This window comes from Chryseobacterium sp. GQ58 (assembly GCF_059758895.1).
The window spans coordinates 114,829-132,896 of the sequence record NZ_JCAXEH010000006.1; the positions used below are offsets into that span (position 1 = coordinate 114,829).

The following is an 18,068-nucleotide window of genomic DNA, read 5'->3' on the forward strand; positions in this document are numbered from 1 at the left end:
TTTTGTTTTATTGTTTTGAGATGCTTCGGCTCCGCTCAGCATGACACTGGAAAATTAATCTGCTTTAATGAAACATTTAATATTAGTGATATCATCCTGCGCGGAGTCGAAGGATCTCCAACAGCAATGGAGATTCTTCACTGCACTTTGTTTCGTTCAGAATGACAATCTGGAGCGTTTAACTCATTCTTTCTGACCAACTCAATTCTTCCGGCAATTTTGTATCAGAAAATTCTATGTGAATCACTCTTCTTTTTTTACCATTTGTAGTTCTATTTGAGCCGTGCAAAAGTAAAGGCTTCATGATCATAATTCCGCCTTTTTCAACATTACAAATTACTTCCTTTTCAACATTCCCATCGATAGTTTCAGGTCTGTAAATTCCTTTTGCATGAGATTTTGGAATTACTTTCAAAGCTCCGTTATTTTCATCGGTTTCATCTAAATGAATTCTTATTGTATAAACATTTTCAAGAATATCCAAAGGTGGTTGCACGGCAAATTGATTCTGTTTTGTCGTCCAGGGTCCGAAATTCGGCAAGTCAGCCTTTTTATCTACAGAAATCGTTAAATCCTGATGATAAGCAACATACCAGTTTGACTTTTCAGGTTTATCAAAATAAATGCTTTTTACAACAAAATATTTTTCACCAAAAACTTCTTTAATGACCTTTTTAATATTTTCATTAAATATCAAATCCTTAACTGCAGGAATTTCCTTTAAAAACTGCCTTATTGCAAATAGATCTTCTGATTTTCTGAAAGTTTCCTTTGATGTATCTATATTCTGAATAATTTTAGAAATATGCTCGATTTCCTCTTCTGAAAAAATATTGCTGATAACGGAAAACCCTTTATCAGCAATTATATTTTTATGTTGTTGTAAATTCAACATTTTATGTTTAATGTTATTTATACTTTTACTTTACATATCCCCGCCATGATTATCCAGCTGGCCTTCCCATTTTGAAACCGCAGAAGTCGCTAAAGCATTTCCAAGAACGTTTGTCATGCTTCTTCCCATATCGCAGAAATGGTCGATTGGTAAAATCAGGGCAATTCCTTCTGGCGGAATTCCGAACATTGAACAAGTAGCTACAATGATCACCAATGAAGCTCTCGGAACTCCGGCAATACCTTTTGAAGTTAACATTAACACCAAAAGCATGGTAACTTGCTGCCCGATCGACATCTCAATTCCGTAAATCTGAGCGATGAATATTGATGCAAAAGTCATGTACATCATACTTCCGTCAAGATTAAATGAATATCCAAGCGGCAAAATAAATGACACGACTCTATTGTTGCAACCAAATCTTTCCAATTCTTCAACCAATTTTGGAAAAACAGCTTCCGAACTTGTGGTGGAAAAGGCAATTAATAAAGGGGATTTTATTCTTCTTAACAATTCAAAAAGACGGTTTCCTAAAATCAGATAACCCACTAAAAGCAATATCAACCAAAGAATTGCCAATGCAAAGAAAAAGTCTCGTAAATATATGGCATACACTTTAAATATTTCAAAACCATTGGTGGCTACAACTGCGGCGATGGCTCCCAAAACACCAAACGGTGCAAACCACATAATATAACCTACCATTTTTAAGATCGCATGAGCAACAACGTCAAATAGTTTGATTACCGGCTGCGCATATTCGTCGCCCATATTGGCCAAAGCAACTCCAAACATGATAGAAAATACTACAATCTGCAATACTTCATTGGTTGCAAATGCTTCAAAAATACTTTTAGGAATTATATGTTTAACAAAATCTTCGAGAGAAAATCCTTTGCTAGATTTTACCAATTCTTCTGCTGAGGCAGCATCCTGAATCGGCAGTTTTGTTACGTGCCCAGGCTCCAGCCAGTTTACCAAAACCAAACCGATGAAAAGAGAAACCAAAGATGCAGAAATAAACCAAAGCATCGCCTTTGTACCAACTCTTCCGATCATTTTGATGTCGCTCATTTTGGCAATTCCCACCACCAGCGTCGTAAACACCAAAGGGGCGATAATCATCTGGACCAACCTGATAAAAACAGTTCCGAGAAGTTTAATATTATCAGAAAATGGTTTAGCACTTTCAGGATATTGCAAATGAACGAAGCCACCGATTACAACTCCTAAAATAAGGGCGATAATAATGGCAAAAAATAGTTTGTTTTGTCCTTTCATATAAATAGTTCAAGAGCCACAAATATAAAGGTTTTTCTATTGAAGCCTAAAATTTTGTTAAATTCCTTCCAATTTTATTACTAAAGTAAAATACAGAAAATGAAAGTAATCTAAAAGAACTAACAAATATTTATTATATTTTAAGACATATGGTATGAATTTTATTATTACATTTGAGAGTATTAAACATTAAACAAAATCAATTATGAAAAAAACTATCGCAATGTCTGCTTTAGCTTTGGCAGTATCATTCGGATCTATTTCGTGTAAAAAGAAAGTATCTGATGCCGATCTACAGACGCAGGCAACTACTATTGTAACTTCTACTCCCACTGCTTCTGTTGAAGTAAAAGAGGGAGTTGCTCACCTAAGCGGAACTTTTCCTGATCAGGCTTCAAAAGATGCTGCAATCACTCAGCTGAAAGCAGTAAACGGCGTGAAAGACGTACACGATATGGCAACTGTAGCTGAAGTTGCTCCACCTCCGCCACCTGTAGAAACTACATCAGCTGTTGATCCTATGGTTCAGCAAAAAGTACAGGATGCGGTGAAAGATTTCCCTTCTGTAAAAGTAGAGGTTATCAACGGCGAATTAACATTGACTGGAAATGTTTCGTCTTTACAGGCAAGAAAAATTAAAGAATCTGTGGATGCTTTGAAAATAGGAAAATATAACAATAATTTAGTTGTAAAATAACAGACATGAGCACATTACAAGACAAATATTCAAGTGTAGTTTCTGCGGCTCAGTCTGCAGGAGTTTCAAATCTTCAGGTTCAGGAACAGGACGGAATTCTTTATGTTTCAGGAAACGCTTCCAATACTGCTGCCAAAGACGCTGTATGGAATGCTTTAGGAGCTATTGATTCCACTTATTCTGCATCAGATATCAATATCGATGTACAGGTTGCAGGCCTGGCTTCGGGTTCTGCCCTTACGGTAGCAACTGAAGATTCCAATCTTAACATCAGACAAGAACCTTCAACGGACGCTGCTATTGTCGGAAAAGCTGGAAAAGGATCTTCTGTAACATTAATTGAGCAGACTTCTGATGATTGGTGGAAAGTAAAAACAGCCGACGGACAAGAAGGCTATGCGTATGCAAGATATTTAAGAGCTTAGCTTTAAAGCCAAACATAATAAGAGTCTCCAAAAAGAAATTTTTGGGGATTTTTTATTTCCTTTTTTAAAATAAGGAGTTAAATCTTTTTTATTTATAATTTAGCATCAAATTTATGTAATGAAAATCCAGATTTCTATTCTGCTCATTTTATTTTTCATTTTCGGAAATGCTCAAAATACGCAGCAAAAAGACAGCTTTGTAAAAGATAATTTCACGAAGAAAGAAGTTTATATTCCTATGCGTGACGGTACGAAACTATTTACGGCTGTTTATATTCCAAAAGATATTTCGAATAAAAATAAATATCCTTTTTTGATGCAGCGAACGTGTTACAGCATCGCTCCGTACGGTGAAAATGAATACAGAACGAAATTGGGACCTAATCAATATTTAATGAACGACAAATACATTTTTGTATTTCAGGACGTTCGCGGCAGATACATGAGTGAAGGAACTTTTACAAATATGACGCCTCAGGTAGACCGTAAAACCAAGAAAGATGTTGACGAAAGTACAGACACTTATGATACAATCGAATGGCTTTTAAAAAACATAAAAAGCAATAATGGAAAAGTTGGGCAATACGGAACTTCATATCCCGGATTTTATACTGCTGCAGGGATTTTGGCCGATCATCCGGCTTTGATTGCTTCATCTCCGCAAGCTCCGATATCAGATTTCTGGAATGATGATTTTCTTCACAACGGAAAATTCATGCTGGGATATTTCAGGACCTTCCCTGTTTTTGGAGTTCAGAAAACAAAAGCTGAAAACAAAGCCTGGTACATGGATTCTTTTGTGAAACAAACTTCTGAAGACGGCCTGAAATTTTACAGAGAAATGGGAACTCTAAAAGACGGTTATGAAAAATATTACAAAGACAATTTCTTCATGACCGAAATTATGAATCATCCGAATTACGATGAATATTGGCAAAAAAGAAGCCTTCTTCCTCATCTTAAAAACGTGAATCATGCAGTAATGACTGTCGGAGGCTGGTATGATGCAGAAGATTTATTCGGGCCATTAAACATTTATAAAACGATAGAAAAAACAAGCCCGAAAGCTAAAAACACAATCGTGATGGGACCTTTTTCTCATGGAGCCTGGGGGCGTGAAGACGGGAAACATTTTCACAATCAAATATACTTCGGAGATAGCATCGCAACGTATTATCAGAAAAACATTGAAACAAAATTTTTTAATCACTATTTAAAAGGAAATACCAAACAGGACGCGGGTTTACCTGAAGCCTTGATGTACGATACAGGCGCAAAACAATGGAGAGAATTTGCAAATTATCCTCCAAAAAATGCTCAGAAAATCAATTTTTATTTAGCCGGTAAAACTTTAAAAAATACAGCAGGACAAGGTTTTTCAGAATATTATAGCGACCCGGACAATCCTGTTTTAAGTTCTGATAATTTGAAAGATTTTAATGGTTTTACGCCAAGAAATTATATGTCGGAAGATCAAAGATTTGCTGTCGGAAGACCTGATGTTTTGACTTTCACGACTGATGTTTTGACGGAAGATATTGCTTTCGCAGGAGAAATTATGGCTAAATTAAATATTGCTTCCACTTCTACAGATGCAGATTTTGCAGTAAAATTAATCGATATTTATCCTGAAGATTTCAAACCTACAGAAAAAAAAGATGGCGTTATTTATGGAAATTATCATCAAATGGTACGAAGCGAAATCATGCCTGCAAGATTCAGAAACTCAAGGGAAAAACCTGAAGCTTTGGTTCCTAATCAGAAAACGGCAGTGAATTTCAGATTGCAGGATGTCGTTCATACTTTCAAAAAAGGACATAAAATTCAGATACAAATTTCTTCAACCTGGTTCCCGCTTTTTGCGGTCAATCCTCAGAAATTTATGGATAATCCGAATTTTGCAACAAAAGAAGATTACACAAAAGCATTTATCAAGATTTTTGAAGATAGTGCAATTGAGGTCGAGGTTTTGAAATAAATTAAAAAGCTGTTCATATTTGAACAGCTTTTTTATCTCCTTGATTGTGTAGATAATGCGGGTTTTTTGACGTAAAATCTATTAGTTTATAGTAAAAAATAACAAGTCTGTCATTCTGAGTGAAGTGAAACGGAATTAGGATCTGTTCAAATTGTAGAGTTTCTTCATTCGTCAGAATAACAAGATTTATATTAAACTTCAATCATTCCTCAATCGTCCTGAAAGTCAAATTAACTCGTGGAGTTTTCACTTTTGTAGTCGGTGGCAGTCGATGAAGCCAATTGTCCTGCGTTTCTCCTTTCATCACCAATAAACTTCCGTTTTCCAATACTATTTCTACTTTTTCTTTGCTTGTTTTATGCTTAAATAAAAACTTTCTTTCCGCTCCGAAAGTCAATGAAGCAATGGCTCCGTGTTTTTTCAAATCTTTTTCTCCGTCGCTGTGATAAGCCATTCCTTCGCTTCCGTCGTGATACAAATTCAGAAGACACGAATTGTATGTTTCCCCTGAAATTTCTTCACATTTTTGTTTTAATGCCAACAATTCGGGAGTCCAAGATTTTGCATATTTTGTTCGTTTTGAATAGGTATATTCAAATGGTTTTTCACCAAACCAGGCGACTTTTCTTTTGGTTAAGATCAATTTCCCGAAAATTACGGCTTCATCATTTTCCCACGGAATTTCATTTATCAAATGGACATAATAAAATTCTGATTCCGCTTTGGAAAAAATTTTTCCATAATAATGAACAGTTCCGTCATTGGGAAGAATATTTAAAGGGAAATCTGATATATCTTCGAATAGGCTCATAATAATTGTTTGAAGTTATATTTAAATTTAAACCATTAAGATTGGTTAAGTTGATAAGAAAAGTTTAGATTGCTTCGTTTAAGAATTAAGTATTTAAGAAATCAGACTGATGTATCTTATTAAACTTCACATCTTAAAAATAAACTTAATGGTTCAAATAAAATAAAATTAAATTAGTATAGAATTTTCAGAATAAATCTGAGAACTTTCCCAACCTACAATCAATTGCTTTCTTTCACTTCCCCATCGGTAACCTCCAAAATTTCCGGAAGATTGAATCACACGATGACACGGAATTAAAAAAGCCACAGGATTACTGCCAATTGCTGTTCCGACCGCTCTTGAAGCTTTGGAATGACCAATTTTTTCAGCCAAATGCCCGTAAGTTGACAATTTTCCCATTGGAATTGTCAATAAGCTTTCCCAGACTTTCAGTTGAAAATCTGTTCCTTTTAGATGTAATTTTATCGTATTCAGCTTCGTCCAGTCTTTATTGAAAATAGAAAGCGCATTTCTCTGAATTTCGTTTTGGTTTTCAATAAAGGAAGCATTAGGAAATTTAAAAATCAAGTTTCCTAATGCCGTTTCTTTATCGTTTTCGAAAGCCATATAACAGATTCCTTTTTCTGTGGAAGCCGTGATTATATTTCCAAAAGGGCTTTCTGAGAAACTGTATTGTATCGTAAGATTTTTTCCACCGTTTTTATATTCAGCCGGAGACATCCCTTCAATTTTGACAAACAAATCGTGAAGACGACTTGTGCTTGAAAGGCCGGTTTCATAAGCTGCGTCAAACAAATTGGCTTTTTCTACTTTCAGCAAGCTTTTCGCATGCTCAAGACTGATAAACTGCAAAAATTTTTTCGGACTTGTTCCTGCCCAATCCGTAAATATTTTCTGAAAATGAGCCGGACTTAAGTGAATTTTCTCAGCTACTTCATCCAAATTTGGCTGAAGCTTGAAATTGCTTTGGATATATTCTATCGCCTTAGCAATTCTTTCGTAATCTATTTGATTTTGTGTGGACATATCATTTTATTTTACCTCACAAATTTCCAAAGAATTCTTTGTAGAAAAAATCCGATTCTTGCGGTATTTTAGTCTTGATTAATATGATAATAAGCAAGCATTTTGTAATACAGTTTCGCCGCAAGAAATGCGCTTGGTTTTGGCATCGGAGAATCCATTAATTCTACAATATCAAACGCTACAACGTTACATTTCTCAAATACTTTTCTTAATAATTCTAATGTCGGATACCATTGCAAGCCGCCCGGTTCAGGAGTTCCTGTTGACGGAGCAATTGACGGATCAAAAGCATCCAGATCGATGGTAATGTATACATTTCCTGAAACTTTTTCTAAAACATCATTTACCCAGTTTTCGTTATTGGCGATTTCATGAGCGAAAAACACTCTTCCTTCCGGCAAATATTCAACTTCTTCAGCATCCATTGAACGGATTCCCACTTGAACCAAATTATGCTTTTGATTGGCTTCGAAAACCGCACAAGCGTGATTGGAAGTAGAACCGTGGAATTCCGGACGCAAATCTGTATGAGCATCCAATTGAAGAACCGTCAAATTATCATATTTTTCACCAACCGCACGGATCGAACCAATTGAAACAGAATGTTCACCGCCAAAAAGCGTGAATAATTTTCCATCGTGATTCAAAAGCTCTTTTGTTTTTTGATAAACAGCTTCCGTCATTGCTTCAGGTGAAGATTTTTCAGAGATTTCTCCGGCTAAAAAAACTCCTTCCAGATAAGGTTCAGTTCCTGTTTCGATGTCATAAAGCTCCATGTTTTCAGAAGCATCAAGAAATAATTCAGGACCTTTGTCGGCTCCTTTTCCCCATGTCGAAGTTCCGTCGTAAGGAACGGTTACCAACATTACTTTTGAATTTTCTAACGATGCATTTTCTTCAGGAATTCCTGCGTATGTTTTCATGTTTTATTTAAAATTAAATGATGCGACAAAGATACGAAAAGATAGAAGTTGGAAAATGGAAGCAAGAAGTTTTTCAATATACGTCATTTGATATTTCACATCGAAACTTCCACTCACTCTTCAGCCTTACAACCTAAAATTATTACCTTTGCACCAAAAATTTAATTATGTCCTTAAAAGCTGTGCTTTTCGATATGGATGGGGTAATTGTAGATACAGAACCATTGCACAGAAAAGCTTATTATAAAACATTTAATGAATTGGAAGTTGAGGTTTCTGAGGATTTGTACACTTCTTTCACAGGCGCTTCTACCAAAAGAGTTTGCGAAACTTTAATTAAAAACTTTGATCTTATCCACACTCACGAAGACATCGCAAGCATCAAAAGAACTCATTTCAAAGATTATTTTTACAACGATGAGGAGTTTGATCTGATTCCCGGAGTGAAAAAACTGATCGAACATTATTATGAAAACAATATAAAACTGATCGTCGCTTCTTCTGCAAGTATGATAACGATCAACATGGTTTTTGAAAAATTTGGCCTGGAAAAATATTTCAGCGGAAAAATAAGCGGAGCCGATCTGAAAGAATCAAAACCGCATCCCGAAATTTTCCTTTTAGCAGCAAAAATGGCTGATGAACCTATCGAAAATTGTATGGTTATTGAAGATTCTACCAACGGAATTCTGGCTGCGCACAAAGCCAATATTTTCTGCGCTGCATATAAAAGCGAACATTCTCATAATCAGGATTACAGTTTAGCCAATATTGTGGTTTCAGATTATATTGAATTGGAACTTGATAAAATTTCAAAATATTTTTAAATAAAAAAGCTCTCGAATTTGAGAGCTTTTGTTTTGTATTTGTTATTGACTTTGTCGAATTTAAATTTTTGAAGTTTAGTGAAGAATTAGACTTAATAATCTTAATTTCTAAAATAAATCTTAATGTTTCAAAATTTTAACCATTAAGTTTTTAGTTAAGTTTTAAGAATATTAAGAGATTGCTTAGTCGCTTCGCTTCTCGCAATGACTATCTATATCCTAATAATTTCAAAATATCTTCAGGTTCCTGCTTTTCGCGGAAAATCTCGTATTGGAATTCGCCGTTTTCATCTTTTTGAATCAGAATATGTCTCGGCTGAGGCATCAAACAATGATGAACACCGCCATAACCGCCAATTGTTTCCTGATAAGCTCCCGTATGGAAAAAACCAATATACAACGGTTTTGTATCACTGAAAACAGGTAAATAAATTGCGTTGGTATGTTGCTCAGAATTATAATAATCATCTGAATCACAAGTCAATCCGCCTAAAAAAACTCTTTCGTATGTATCATCCCAACGATTCAAAGGAAGCATGATAAAGTGTCTGGAAATCGCCCAGGTGTCCGGAAGCGTTGTCATGAAAGAAGAATCAATCATATTCCATTTTTCTCTGTCGTTCTGACGTTTTTGAGAAATAATTTTATAAATGTTTGCGCCACTTTCACCAACCGTAAAACTTCCGAATTCTGTATAAATATTTGGCTCTTCCACTCCTTCTTCTTCACAGAATTTTTTGATTTGCGATACAATTTCATCAATCATATATTGATAATCATAATCGAAATTCAATGAAGTTTTAATAGGGAAACCGCCTCCGATATTCAGTGAATTAACTTCCGGAGCTATCTTTTTCAAACGTGCATACACACGAAGACATTTATATAATTCGTTCCAGTAATATGCAGTGTCTTTGATTCCGGTATTGATGAAAAAGTGAAGCATTTTTAGCCTTGCATTCGGATGTTCAGCAATTTTCTGGCTGTAATAAGGAATAATATCTTTATATCCGATTCCTAATCTTGAGGTATAAAATTCAAACTTCGGTTCTTCTTCAGAAGCAATCCTGATTCCGATATCGAAAGTCGTATCAATGCTTTCCGTTAATTTATCAAGTTCGCGGTAATTATCCAGAATTGGTGTAATATTTTCAAAACCGCTATTGATCATATCTGAAATTTTCGCCAGATAATCGTCGGTTTTAAAACCGTTGCAGATGACTTCGATATCTTTATCTACTTTTCCTTTATCATAAAGGGCTTTTACAATATCCATATCATAAGCGGAAGAGGTTTCGATAGAAATATCATTCTTCAGAGCTTCTTCGATCACAAAATTGAAATGGCTGGATTTTGTACAATAGCAGTATCTGTAGTTTTTTTTGTAGTCGTTTTTTTCAAAAGATTCTTTAAACCAAGCCTTTGCTTTTTGAATATTTTGAGAAATCTTGGGCAAATAACTCAGCTTTAAAGGGGTTCCAAACTTTTCAATCACTTCCATCAGAGGGATGTCATGAAAAAGCAAATTATTCTCTGACACATTAAATTCTTCTGTTGGAAAATATAATGTTTGATCAATAAGTTCAGAATATTTTATTTTCATTTTCTATAAACATTTTAAGAATGCAAAATTGCTAAAAAAGTTTGATTTTTTAGTTCTAATTTTTATTAAATTTTTTACAGCTTAAAATTTAGAAAACAGTTTCTTTTTATAGAAAAATTTAGAGATAATTTCCGCCGATAAAAATCAGCAAATCACCTTTTTCATAGTTGATAGAAACCTTGTCTTCAACAGCAAAATTTCTTGTTCCGATGCTTGATACAATACTTAAATTTCCTTTATCCAACGACCAATTCAGGCCTTTTGTCGTTATATTTTCAACATTCGGGAAAGGATACAGAGAAACCATTTTTCCTTTCACATCATTTAAGACAAAACTTTTAGGAATAAAATAATATTCAGAAAATTCGTCGTAAAACTTTATGTTTAATTGATCCTTAAAACTAAAAGCAACTGTAAGATTTCCCAAAAAATGATCCTGCTCGCCTCCACTTCCGCCTAAAACATCGATATCTTTAAAGCCTTTTTCTAAAATAATTTCCAATGCTTTATGAAAATCTGTTTTTTCCTGATCCGGCGTGTAAATAAATTTATCTTCATAAATATTTCCGTCATTTCCGGAATGAGAATCAAAATCACCGGAAATAAAATCCAGCTTATCCAAAGGAAAATTCATTTGCTTTAAATAATGAAAAGCACCGTCTGTACAGGCAATCAAGTCATAATTTTCTAAATCCGGAAAAGATTTCGGAGCGTCTCCGTTGATGAAAAGTAATGCTTTATCTTTCATTCGGATTCCAGTATTCTTCCGATTCGTTGTTCAATTTTGAAATATATCTTGCCAAAACAAAAAGATAATCTGAAAGTCTGTTGAGATATTTAATCAATTCGGGACGCACTTCTTCCGATTCGTTTAAAAAAACCAAAGAGCGTTCTGCTCTTCTGCAAATCGTTCTTGCAGCATGTAAAAAAGTTGCCGATTTTCCGCCGCCCGGAAGAATAAAGTATTGAAGCGGCTCCAGTTTCTCTTCAAAAGCATCCATCCAGTTTTCCAGCTCTTCAATTTCAGTTTCGGAAATAATTAAGGATAAGCGTGATTTTCCGTTGGCCAACATTAATTTATCAACCGGAGTTGCCGCTTCCGAACCCACTGTAAATAAATCAAATTGGATTTTCTTTAATTGTTGTAAAACTTCTGCATCTTCAATATGGCTTTTTGCTATTCCGATGAATGAGTTGAGTTCGTCTATATTTCCGTAGCTTTCTACTCTTGCGCTGGCTTTTGAAACTCTGGTTCCGCCGTATAAAGCGGTTTGTCCTTTGTCTCCTGTTTTGGTGTAAATTTTCATATGACTAAATTATAATTATTTTGTGCAATGTAAAAGTATTAATGTCTGTTTGTTTTATATTTTAAAAATATTTTCAATGTCAAAATCCTACTGACAAACTGTTGTCATAACCTCGATTTATCTTTGTATCAACAATAACAAACAAAATTAAAATTATGACAACTACAGCAACAGCCACAAAACAGTTTATCACTTCCGAGCAATTATTAGAGCATTGGCAAGGACACAGAAACTTGACAAAAAGAGTCATTGAAGCATTCCCGGAAAAAGAATTGTTTGAGTTTTCAATTGCAGGAATGAGACCTTTTGCAAAATTGGCCATAGAATTGATCAGCATTGGCGGACCGGCCTTGAAAGGAATCGTGGAAGAACAAGTCAACGAATTTTCCGAAGAAGCTTTCAAGCCAAAAACCAAAGAAGAAATCCTAAAAAAATGGGACGAAGAAACGGAAGTAATCAATCAATATTTTGCTAAAATTTCTGAGGAAAGATTTCAGGAAACATTCAATTTATTTGGACAATACGAGTTTCCTGTGTATCAGAATATTCTTTATTTTATTGATAATGAAATTCATCACCGAGGCCAAGGATATGTTTATTTAAGAGAATTGGGAATTGAGCCGCCTTTTTTCTGGGAAAGATTTGAAGTAAAATAAATAATTTTTTTAAACCATTAAGATTCTTTTAAGTTGTTAAGAATATTAAGTTATAGATTGGCTTAATAATCTAAATTTCTCAATAAGTCTTAATGGTTTATAAATTTTTTGAAACATCCTGAATCAGGCTTTTCATTGTTGCTTTCAGAAATGCAGGTTCAAGAATCTCGGCATAATCTGCAAAAGTAATCAGCCAACGTGGAAATCCTTCATCAATCCAATCGGTTTCAAAGATCAATTCAACATCATTTCCTTTTTCAATTTCTTCAATTAAACCGTAATATTTTTTAGAGTTTGACAAATGTCCAATGATTTTTTTATTCACCAAAAGCCTCACTTTGGTTTTATTTCCGTTGGAATTTTTTCTGTAATCATTGATTTGGCCGTATTCCTGTAAAAATGGCGTTTGAGTTTTTGAAATCTGCAAAATCCTGTCAACCCTGAACTGCCGAAAATCATTTCTTAAAATACAGTACGCCATAATATACCAATAATTGAATTCAAAAAAAATTCCGACAGCCTCGATTGTTCGGTGAGAAACTTTTGAATCGACGGTTTTATATTCTATCGTTAATTGCTTTTTTTCGGCAATACTTTCGAGAATCGTCGGAATAATATTTTTAATTGTATCTTCAGTTTTTGGTTGATAATTAAAAATATCGATCTGTTTTTCAATATTTTCAATTAAATTTCTGTCAGAATATCTCAAAACCGAACGCACTTTTTCCATTGCAGTTTGATAATGGTTTCCCAAACTTTGATGTGAAAATTTCTGCATCAGTTTTTCAGCGGTAATAAAACTCAAAACCTCTTCTTTTGTGAACATTACGGGCGGAAGTTTGTAGCCATCCATCAAAGAATAACCACTTCCCGCTTCACCAATAATAGGAATTCCGGCGTTTTCCAACGTTTTTACATCGCGATAAATCGTTCGGATGCTCACATCAAATTTTTCTGCCAAATCTTGCGCACGAACCAAAGGTCTGGATTGCAGTTGTGTGAGAATAGCCGTTACTCTGTCCAGCTTTTTAAGATAATGGTCGTTCATTTATTAGTTTTCAGTTGATATTTAGCAAAAATAATTTCTAATTTCTAATTAATTATCCTTAAAAGTATTCATCAGTTTATCCAGATTCAGGCTTCTTGCTGAAGCATCAAAAATCTCGCGGTAGGTTCCGTTCATCTGCACCAATTCGTCATGAGTTCCGTTTTCCACAACTCTGCCTTTCTTCATTACATAAATTGTATCGGAATCTAAAATTTGCGATAAAGAATGCGAAATTATAATTACCGTACGACCTGCTTTTATTGCATCCAAAGAATTTTTAATCTGTTCTGTTGCTATTGCATCCAGGCTTGCGGTCGGCTCATCAAGGAAAATAATTGGCGGATCTTTTAAGAATAATCTTGCAATGGCAATTCTCTGTTGCTGGCCTCCCGACAATTGGGTTGCGTCGTGATTGTATTTTTCCGGTAAATCTAAAATCTGCTCGTGCAAATACGCTTTTTTTGCGGCTTCTTCAATTTCCTCAAAAGTAGCATTCATGTTTCCGTAACGGATGTTGTCTTCGATACTTCCCTGAAAGATGTGGTTTTTTTGAAGCACCAATCCTAAATCGCCTCTTAAAAATGTATTCTCAAATTCATTCAAATTGACATTATCTAAAAATATCTCGCCTGAATCCGGAAGATAAAATTTACATAAAAGATTGATGATTGTTGATTTTCCGGCGCCACTTAAACCAACCAAAGCCGTTGTTTTTCCGTTTTCGATCTTCATGGAAACATCGTGTAAAGCCTGTGTTCCGTTCGGATAAGAAAAGTTGACGTTTTTTAACTCAAAATTTCCTTTAATTTCTTTTTCTATAAAAGCTCCGTTGGGTTCTTTTTCGTTGTCGGCATTTAAAATATCAAAATATCCTTCAGCATAAATCATGGCATCATTCATATCATCATAAATCCTGTGAAGCTGACGAATTGGCGCCGAAACATTGTTGAAAAGCATAATGTGAAGCATGATTGCGCCAATTGTCATCTGCTGATCCAAAACCAGATAAACCGTCAAAAGAATGATTAAAACCACCCCAAACTGCTCGATAAAAGTCTTTAAACCATCATAAATAAAATTCGTTTTTCTTGTAAACATTTGACTTTGCATCAACTGCATCTGCAAATCGTATTGTTTTTTACCTTCAAACTTTTCACGGATAAAACTTTTAATCACCATAATTGAATTGATCAAATTCAACAATCCGGAAGTTTTCTGCTCGCGCTGATTTCGCAAAGTTCTTCTTACTCCGCCTAATTTTTTCGCCTGTAATGAACTTATATAAAAGTAAATAGGAACTATAATTGTAGAAACCATTCCGACATACGCATTCTGCATATACATGATTACCAATGCAATAACGGAATTTGAAAACAACGGCAGCATGTCTATAAAAAAATTCTGAACCAATCTTGTCAGGCTTTCAATTCCTCGATCAATACGAATTTGTAGTTTTCCCGATTCGTGGTTTTCATCATTAAAGTAAGCGACACGATACATCAAAATTTTATCAATTGCTGATTGCGCCAAAACCGAACTTACATTAATTCTGATCTTTTCGCCATAAAATTTCTGCCCGAAATTGATAAAAATATTGAGCAATTCTTTTCCCAATAAAATAATCGAAATGACAATCAGAATATGAATTCCTTCGGACATCGGATCGGGAAGATGAGTCAGCTTTGTGACTTCATCCACTGTATATTTTAAAACCAATGGATTCACCTGAGCCGCCAAAGCTCCTAAAAAAGTGAGAAATAAAGTTCCGTAAATCATCAAACGATAAGGCTTGATAAAAGGAACCAGCTGTTTATAAATCCCGAATAAAGTGACTGTTCTGTTGAAAGGTTTTGCCATGATTTGGTTTAAAAGAAAAACGTACCGTTTCAAAGAGAAAAGGTACGTTTTATTATGTTTTTCAGCAAATTAAATTGCTTTATTTATCCTTCGTAAACATAAGTCGTCAAATAATGCAACTCCGCTTTGCTGGCTTCTTTAGATTCCGCCTCAGCCTGTTCCAAAGAATATTGAGAATTAATTTCTTTTTTCTGGAAAGCGAAAGAGTTATTGGCGGCTTTATCAACAACATCATTGAAAATATGTTCAATTTCTGAATTAGCCAGCGAGGCAAAACTTATATCTTCAAAACCATACATCAATCTGAGATCGTCAAACTGCGCAAAATTATCATTCACAAAGCTTTGTAACTGAGATTTTGAATCAAAATTTCCTGCCCAGATATTATAAATGTAAGTTTTAGTTTTAGGCTTGTCTAAAATGCTTTGATATACAAAATTCTCCCCAAGATACGCTTCCCTTACCTGCGGATCATTGGCCAGATCTTCCGGAAGGCCTTCTTTCAAGATCTTTCCTTCAAACATGATATACGTTTTATTGGTAATTGCCAAAGTCTGCTGAACGTTGTGATCGGTAATTAAAATTCCGATGTTTTTGTCAACCAGGCTTCTTACGATTTTCTGAATATCTTCAACCGCAATCGGGTCAACTCCCGCAAAAGGCTCATCCAAAAGGATAAAGTTCGGACTTGTTGCCAAACAGCGTGCGATTTCAGTTCTACGTCTTTCACCTCCGGACAGAAGATCTCCTCTGTTTTTACGAACATGCTGCAACGAAAATTCTTCGATCAGCTCGTCACATTTTATCTGCTGTTCGCGCTTTGAAAGCTTCGTTAACTGCAAAACTCCCATGATATTTTCTTCCACCGAAAGCTTTCTGAAAACAGATGCTTCCTGAGCAAGATAGCCGATTCCTTTTTGAGCTCTTCGATACATTGCATCGGTGGTGATTTCCTGCTTATCCAGGAAAATCCTTCCTGAAGTGGGCTTAACCAAACCTACAATCATATAAAACGAAGTGGTTTTGCCGGCTCCGTTCGGACCAAGCAAACCAACAATTTCTCCCTGCTGAACCTGTACAGAAACGCCTTTTACAACTTTTTTAGGACCGTATTCTTTGATTAAGTTTTCTCCTCGTAAAATCATAGCAGCAAAGATAAAGTTTTTTTGAATTCAAATTTTAGATTAAAAGTTGAGATAATCGTTTTATGATTTTTTAAGATTGTTTTTAATTAAAGATCCGACTTCGCTCAGGATGACATCGCTAATACTAAACTTTTTATTGATCTAAATAAATCATTTTATTCATGTCGCAAACAAATATTTTTTATCAATTTAGTATTGTAACGATTTATATTTTAAAGCTACTTATTAAAAACAATCATTTCACTTAAAATATTAAAAAATGGAAAATTACGGTTATACAAAAACAGAAAATCAAAATCAGCAAAGCAATGTTCCTTATCGCTCAGAAAAGAAAATCCCGGCTGCTTTATTAGGCATTCTTGTTGGATGGCTCGCTTTAAACAAGTTTTATCTTGGCTATACAAAAGAAGGAATTATCCAGCTGGTTTTAAATATTGTTACTTTTGGAGTTGCTACAATTATTCCTTTTATTGAGGGAATTTTGTATTTATTTATGAGCGATAAGCAATTTGACGACACTTATGTTCATGGCAAAAAAGGCTGGCTGTAAGATTTAATATAAATTTTCACCAATTTTATTTTATTTCCATAAATTTATAACACCAAACAAACAACTTATTTATGGAAAACAATCAACAACTTACAGATTTGTTGGCTTTAGATCTGGGAATTAATATTGTCAATCGCAGGCCTTATGCCAAGGAAATTTTCAAGTGGCAGGATATTGATCTGCTTCCGCATTCGTCAGCGGACACCCTGCTTTGCGAAATTTATGAATGGAACGGCAGAAACTGGCGCACAACCAATAATAATCTTATCGGCTATTTGTTTTCAGGGGAAAATCTGGAAAAGGTTAAAAATCAATTGATCAACACCCCAAAACATTCTGCACTGATTCCCGATTTTGAATTCACAAAAGAAAGCATGATCGAATACGGGCTTTCGCTGCCTTCATTATTTAATATTGGCATTAATGGTAATGTAAACAGTGCTAAAAGCTTTTCGGTACGCGTAAATGGCGTTACAAAATCAAGAATTACGAATATTGATTCTCCGGGAATTGAAATTTTGAGAAGTTATTCATCTTTCACTCAGTCAAAATCTAAAACATACCGCAAAAATGTGAAGTTTAATTATTTAAGCACTTCTTTATTTTATGCGGAAAGTGTTGAAATTTTTCTTGAGAAAGATTCGGGAGTTGGCTTGGATGTAAGTTTTCAGACTCAAGATGTAGAAGTTGTTGCCAAAATAGATACCGATACCAAGAAACATTTTGTTTTAAAATATTCCGGAAATCAGGCTCCTTTTGCCGCTAAGTTTACAAAAGGGAAAGATTTTGATGTTATGTGATATTTTTTTTATTAACTTTAGATTTCACTAATCATATAAATATTTATATTATGAAAAAACTAACAAAAAAAGATCTAATGAAAATTAATGGTGGTAACATACGTCCACCGGATGCAAATGGTAATTGCCAGCCAGGATGGTATTTATGTCCTTCAAATATATGTGTATATGACAAGGGCGGGGAAGATCCTATTGTTCCAGGATCCCCTCATTATAACGCATGTTTTGGATAATAA

Annotated in this window: 17 protein-coding genes and 1 pseudogene; 7 read left to right on the forward strand and 11 right to left on the reverse strand. The window is 34.7% G+C overall.

The window, feature by feature from the left end; translation table 11 throughout:
- Positions 1–178: 178 nt before the first annotated feature.
- Both AC6CHK_RS14485 and AC6CHK_RS14490 read right to left on the reverse strand, forming a co-directional pair.
- Entirely contained in the window at positions 179–895 is a 717-nt protein-coding gene (locus AC6CHK_RS14485; protein WP_498097318.1) for a phytanoyl-CoA dioxygenase family protein, read from the reverse strand.
- Between the two features lie 30 nt (positions 896–925).
- On the reverse strand, positions 926–2,176 hold the full coding sequence (locus tag AC6CHK_RS14490; RefSeq protein ID WP_498097319.1) for a dicarboxylate/amino acid:cation symporter: 1,251 nt from the start codon (positions 2,174–2,176) through the stop codon (positions 926–928).
- 205 nt (positions 2,177–2,381) lie between these two features.
- Here AC6CHK_RS14490 and AC6CHK_RS14495 point away from each other — a divergent pair, with 205 nt between their 5' ends.
- From AC6CHK_RS14495 to AC6CHK_RS14505, 3 genes are all read left to right on the forward strand, one after another.
- The gene (locus AC6CHK_RS14495; RefSeq protein ID WP_498097320.1) at positions 2,382–2,873 is read left to right on the forward strand and encodes a BON domain-containing protein; all 492 of its coding nucleotides are present in this window, start codon (positions 2,382–2,384) and stop codon (positions 2,871–2,873) included.
- Positions 2,874–2,878: 5 nt separating this feature from the next.
- Entirely contained in the window at positions 2,879–3,298 is a 420-nt protein-coding gene (locus tag AC6CHK_RS14500; protein ID WP_498097321.1) for an SH3 domain-containing protein, read from the forward strand.
- A 118-nt stretch (positions 3,299–3,416) separates the two neighbouring features.
- The gene (locus AC6CHK_RS14505) at positions 3,417–5,276 is read left to right on the forward strand and encodes a CocE/NonD family hydrolase (RefSeq protein ID WP_498097322.1); all 1,860 of its coding nucleotides are present in this window, start codon (positions 3,417–3,419) and stop codon (positions 5,274–5,276) included.
- A 202-nt stretch (positions 5,277–5,478) separates the two neighbouring features.
- Here the strand turns inward: AC6CHK_RS14505 and AC6CHK_RS14510 are convergent, their stop codons facing one another.
- The 3 genes from AC6CHK_RS14510 to speB all read right to left on the reverse strand — a co-directional run bounded on the left by AC6CHK_RS14510 (position 5,479) and on the right by speB (position 8,039).
- Positions 5,479–6,087: an alpha-ketoglutarate-dependent dioxygenase AlkB family protein gene (locus tag AC6CHK_RS14510; protein ID WP_498097323.1), complete on the reverse strand. Its 609-nt coding sequence runs from the start codon at positions 6,085–6,087 to the stop codon at positions 5,479–5,481.
- A 168-nt stretch (positions 6,088–6,255) separates the two neighbouring features.
- Positions 6,256–7,116 carry a bifunctional helix-turn-helix domain-containing protein/methylated-DNA--[protein]-cysteine S-methyltransferase gene (locus tag AC6CHK_RS14515; protein ID WP_498097324.1) on the reverse strand — a complete coding sequence of 287 codons (861 nt, stop codon included), beginning with the start codon at positions 7,114–7,116 and terminating at the stop codon, positions 6,256–6,258.
- A 68-nt stretch (positions 7,117–7,184) separates the two neighbouring features.
- Entirely contained in the window at positions 7,185–8,039 is an 855-nt protein-coding gene (gene speB, locus AC6CHK_RS14520; RefSeq protein ID WP_498097325.1) for an agmatinase, read from the reverse strand.
- A 167-nt stretch (positions 8,040–8,206) separates the two neighbouring features.
- Here speB and AC6CHK_RS14525 point away from each other — a divergent pair, with 167 nt between their 5' ends.
- Positions 8,207–8,866, forward strand: a complete 660-nt coding sequence (locus tag AC6CHK_RS14525) for an HAD family hydrolase (RefSeq protein WP_498097326.1) — start codon at positions 8,207–8,209, stop codon at positions 8,864–8,866.
- A 208-nt stretch (positions 8,867–9,074) separates the two neighbouring features.
- Here the strand turns inward: AC6CHK_RS14525 and AC6CHK_RS14530 are convergent, their stop codons facing one another.
- The 3 genes from AC6CHK_RS14530 to AC6CHK_RS14540 all read right to left on the reverse strand — a co-directional run bounded on the left by AC6CHK_RS14530 (position 9,075) and on the right by AC6CHK_RS14540 (position 11,776).
- Complete coding sequence (locus AC6CHK_RS14530; RefSeq protein WP_498097327.1) at positions 9,075–10,469, reverse strand: type III PLP-dependent enzyme domain-containing protein; 1,395 nt, start codon at positions 10,467–10,469, stop codon at positions 9,075–9,077.
- A gap of 118 nt (positions 10,470–10,587) precedes the next feature.
- The gene (locus AC6CHK_RS14535; RefSeq protein ID WP_498097328.1) at positions 10,588–11,217 is read right to left on the reverse strand and encodes a thiamine diphosphokinase; all 630 of its coding nucleotides are present in this window, start codon (positions 11,215–11,217) and stop codon (positions 10,588–10,590) included.
- Entirely contained in the window at positions 11,207–11,776 is a 570-nt protein-coding gene (locus AC6CHK_RS14540; RefSeq protein WP_498097329.1) for a cob(I)yrinic acid a,c-diamide adenosyltransferase, read from the reverse strand. The genes AC6CHK_RS14535 and AC6CHK_RS14540 overlap by 11 nt, the downstream gene beginning before the upstream one ends.
- A gap of 155 nt (positions 11,777–11,931) precedes the next feature.
- On the opposite strand from AC6CHK_RS14540, the gene AC6CHK_RS14545 reads away from it, so the two are divergent.
- Positions 11,932–12,432 carry a DinB family protein gene (locus tag AC6CHK_RS14545; protein ID WP_498097330.1) on the forward strand — a complete coding sequence of 167 codons (501 nt, stop codon included), beginning with the start codon at positions 11,932–11,934 and terminating at the stop codon, positions 12,430–12,432.
- 97 nt (positions 12,433–12,529) lie between these two features.
- Here AC6CHK_RS14545 and AC6CHK_RS14550 read toward each other — a convergent pair whose 3' ends face one another.
- From AC6CHK_RS14550 to lptB, 3 genes and pseudogenes are all read right to left on the reverse strand, one after another.
- A complete protein-coding gene (locus AC6CHK_RS14550; protein WP_498097331.1) occupies positions 12,530–13,480 on the reverse strand; it encodes a helix-turn-helix transcriptional regulator in 951 nt (316 codons plus the stop codon).
- A gap of 48 nt (positions 13,481–13,528) precedes the next feature.
- Entirely contained in the window at positions 13,529–15,256 is a 1,728-nt protein-coding gene (locus tag AC6CHK_RS14555) for an ABC transporter ATP-binding protein (protein WP_498097336.1), read from the reverse strand.
- 500 nt (positions 15,257–15,756) lie between these two features.
- Positions 15,757–16,482 (reverse strand): annotated as a pseudogene (lptB, locus tag AC6CHK_RS14560) (LPS export ABC transporter ATP-binding protein); the annotation flags it as partial.
- Positions 16,483–16,741: 259 nt separating this feature from the next.
- Here lptB and AC6CHK_RS14565 point away from each other — a divergent pair.
- On the forward strand, positions 16,742–17,032 hold the full coding sequence (locus AC6CHK_RS14565) for a TM2 domain-containing protein (RefSeq protein ID WP_498097332.1): 291 nt from the start codon (positions 16,742–16,744) through the stop codon (positions 17,030–17,032).
- A 71-nt stretch (positions 17,033–17,103) separates the two neighbouring features.
- Complete coding sequence (locus AC6CHK_RS14570) at positions 17,104–17,832, forward strand: hypothetical protein (protein ID WP_498097333.1); 729 nt, start codon at positions 17,104–17,106, stop codon at positions 17,830–17,832.
- Positions 17,833–18,068: the final 236 nt, after the last annotated feature.

What these genes read in the sequence shown, in the direction of transcription:
- AC6CHK_RS14485 (WP_498097318.1), bottom strand. Translation starts at nt 895, where the DNA reads ATGTTGAATTTACAACAACATAAAAATATAATTGCTGATAAAGGGTTT.
- AC6CHK_RS14490 (WP_498097319.1), bottom strand. Translation starts at nt 2,176, where the DNA reads ATGAAAGGACAAAACAAACTATTTTTTGCCATTATTATCGCCCTTATT.
- AC6CHK_RS14495 (WP_498097320.1), top strand. Translation starts at nt 2,382, where the DNA reads ATGAAAAAAACTATCGCAATGTCTGCTTTAGCTTTGGCAGTATCATTC.
- AC6CHK_RS14500 (WP_498097321.1), top strand. Translation starts at nt 2,879, where the DNA reads ATGAGCACATTACAAGACAAATATTCAAGTGTAGTTTCTGCGGCTCAG.
- AC6CHK_RS14505 (WP_498097322.1), top strand. Translation starts at nt 3,417, where the DNA reads ATGAAAATCCAGATTTCTATTCTGCTCATTTTATTTTTCATTTTCGGA.
- AC6CHK_RS14510 (WP_498097323.1), bottom strand. Translation starts at nt 6,087, where the DNA reads ATGAGCCTATTCGAAGATATATCAGATTTCCCTTTAAATATTCTTCCC.
- AC6CHK_RS14515 (WP_498097324.1), bottom strand. Translation starts at nt 7,116, where the DNA reads ATGTCCACACAAAATCAAATAGATTACGAAAGAATTGCTAAGGCGATA.
- speB (WP_498097325.1), bottom strand. Translation starts at nt 8,039, where the DNA reads ATGAAAACATACGCAGGAATTCCTGAAGAAAATGCATCGTTAGAAAAT.
- AC6CHK_RS14525 (WP_498097326.1), top strand. Translation starts at nt 8,207, where the DNA reads ATGTCCTTAAAAGCTGTGCTTTTCGATATGGATGGGGTAATTGTAGAT.
- AC6CHK_RS14530 (WP_498097327.1), bottom strand. Translation starts at nt 10,469, where the DNA reads ATGAAAATAAAATATTCTGAACTTATTGATCAAACATTATATTTTCCA.
- AC6CHK_RS14535 (WP_498097328.1), bottom strand. Translation starts at nt 11,217, where the DNA reads ATGAAAGATAAAGCATTACTTTTCATCAACGGAGACGCTCCGAAATCT.
- AC6CHK_RS14540 (WP_498097329.1), bottom strand. Translation starts at nt 11,776, where the DNA reads ATGAAAATTTACACCAAAACAGGAGACAAAGGACAAACCGCTTTATAC.
- AC6CHK_RS14545 (WP_498097330.1), top strand. Translation starts at nt 11,932, where the DNA reads ATGACAACTACAGCAACAGCCACAAAACAGTTTATCACTTCCGAGCAA.
- AC6CHK_RS14550 (WP_498097331.1), bottom strand. Translation starts at nt 13,480, where the DNA reads ATGAACGACCATTATCTTAAAAAGCTGGACAGAGTAACGGCTATTCTC.
- AC6CHK_RS14555 (WP_498097336.1), bottom strand. Translation starts at nt 15,256, where the DNA reads ATGATTTACGGAACTTTATTTCTCACTTTTTTAGGAGCTTTGGCGGCT.
- AC6CHK_RS14565 (WP_498097332.1), top strand. Translation starts at nt 16,742, where the DNA reads ATGGAAAATTACGGTTATACAAAAACAGAAAATCAAAATCAGCAAAGC.
- AC6CHK_RS14570 (WP_498097333.1), top strand. Translation starts at nt 17,104, where the DNA reads ATGGAAAACAATCAACAACTTACAGATTTGTTGGCTTTAGATCTGGGA.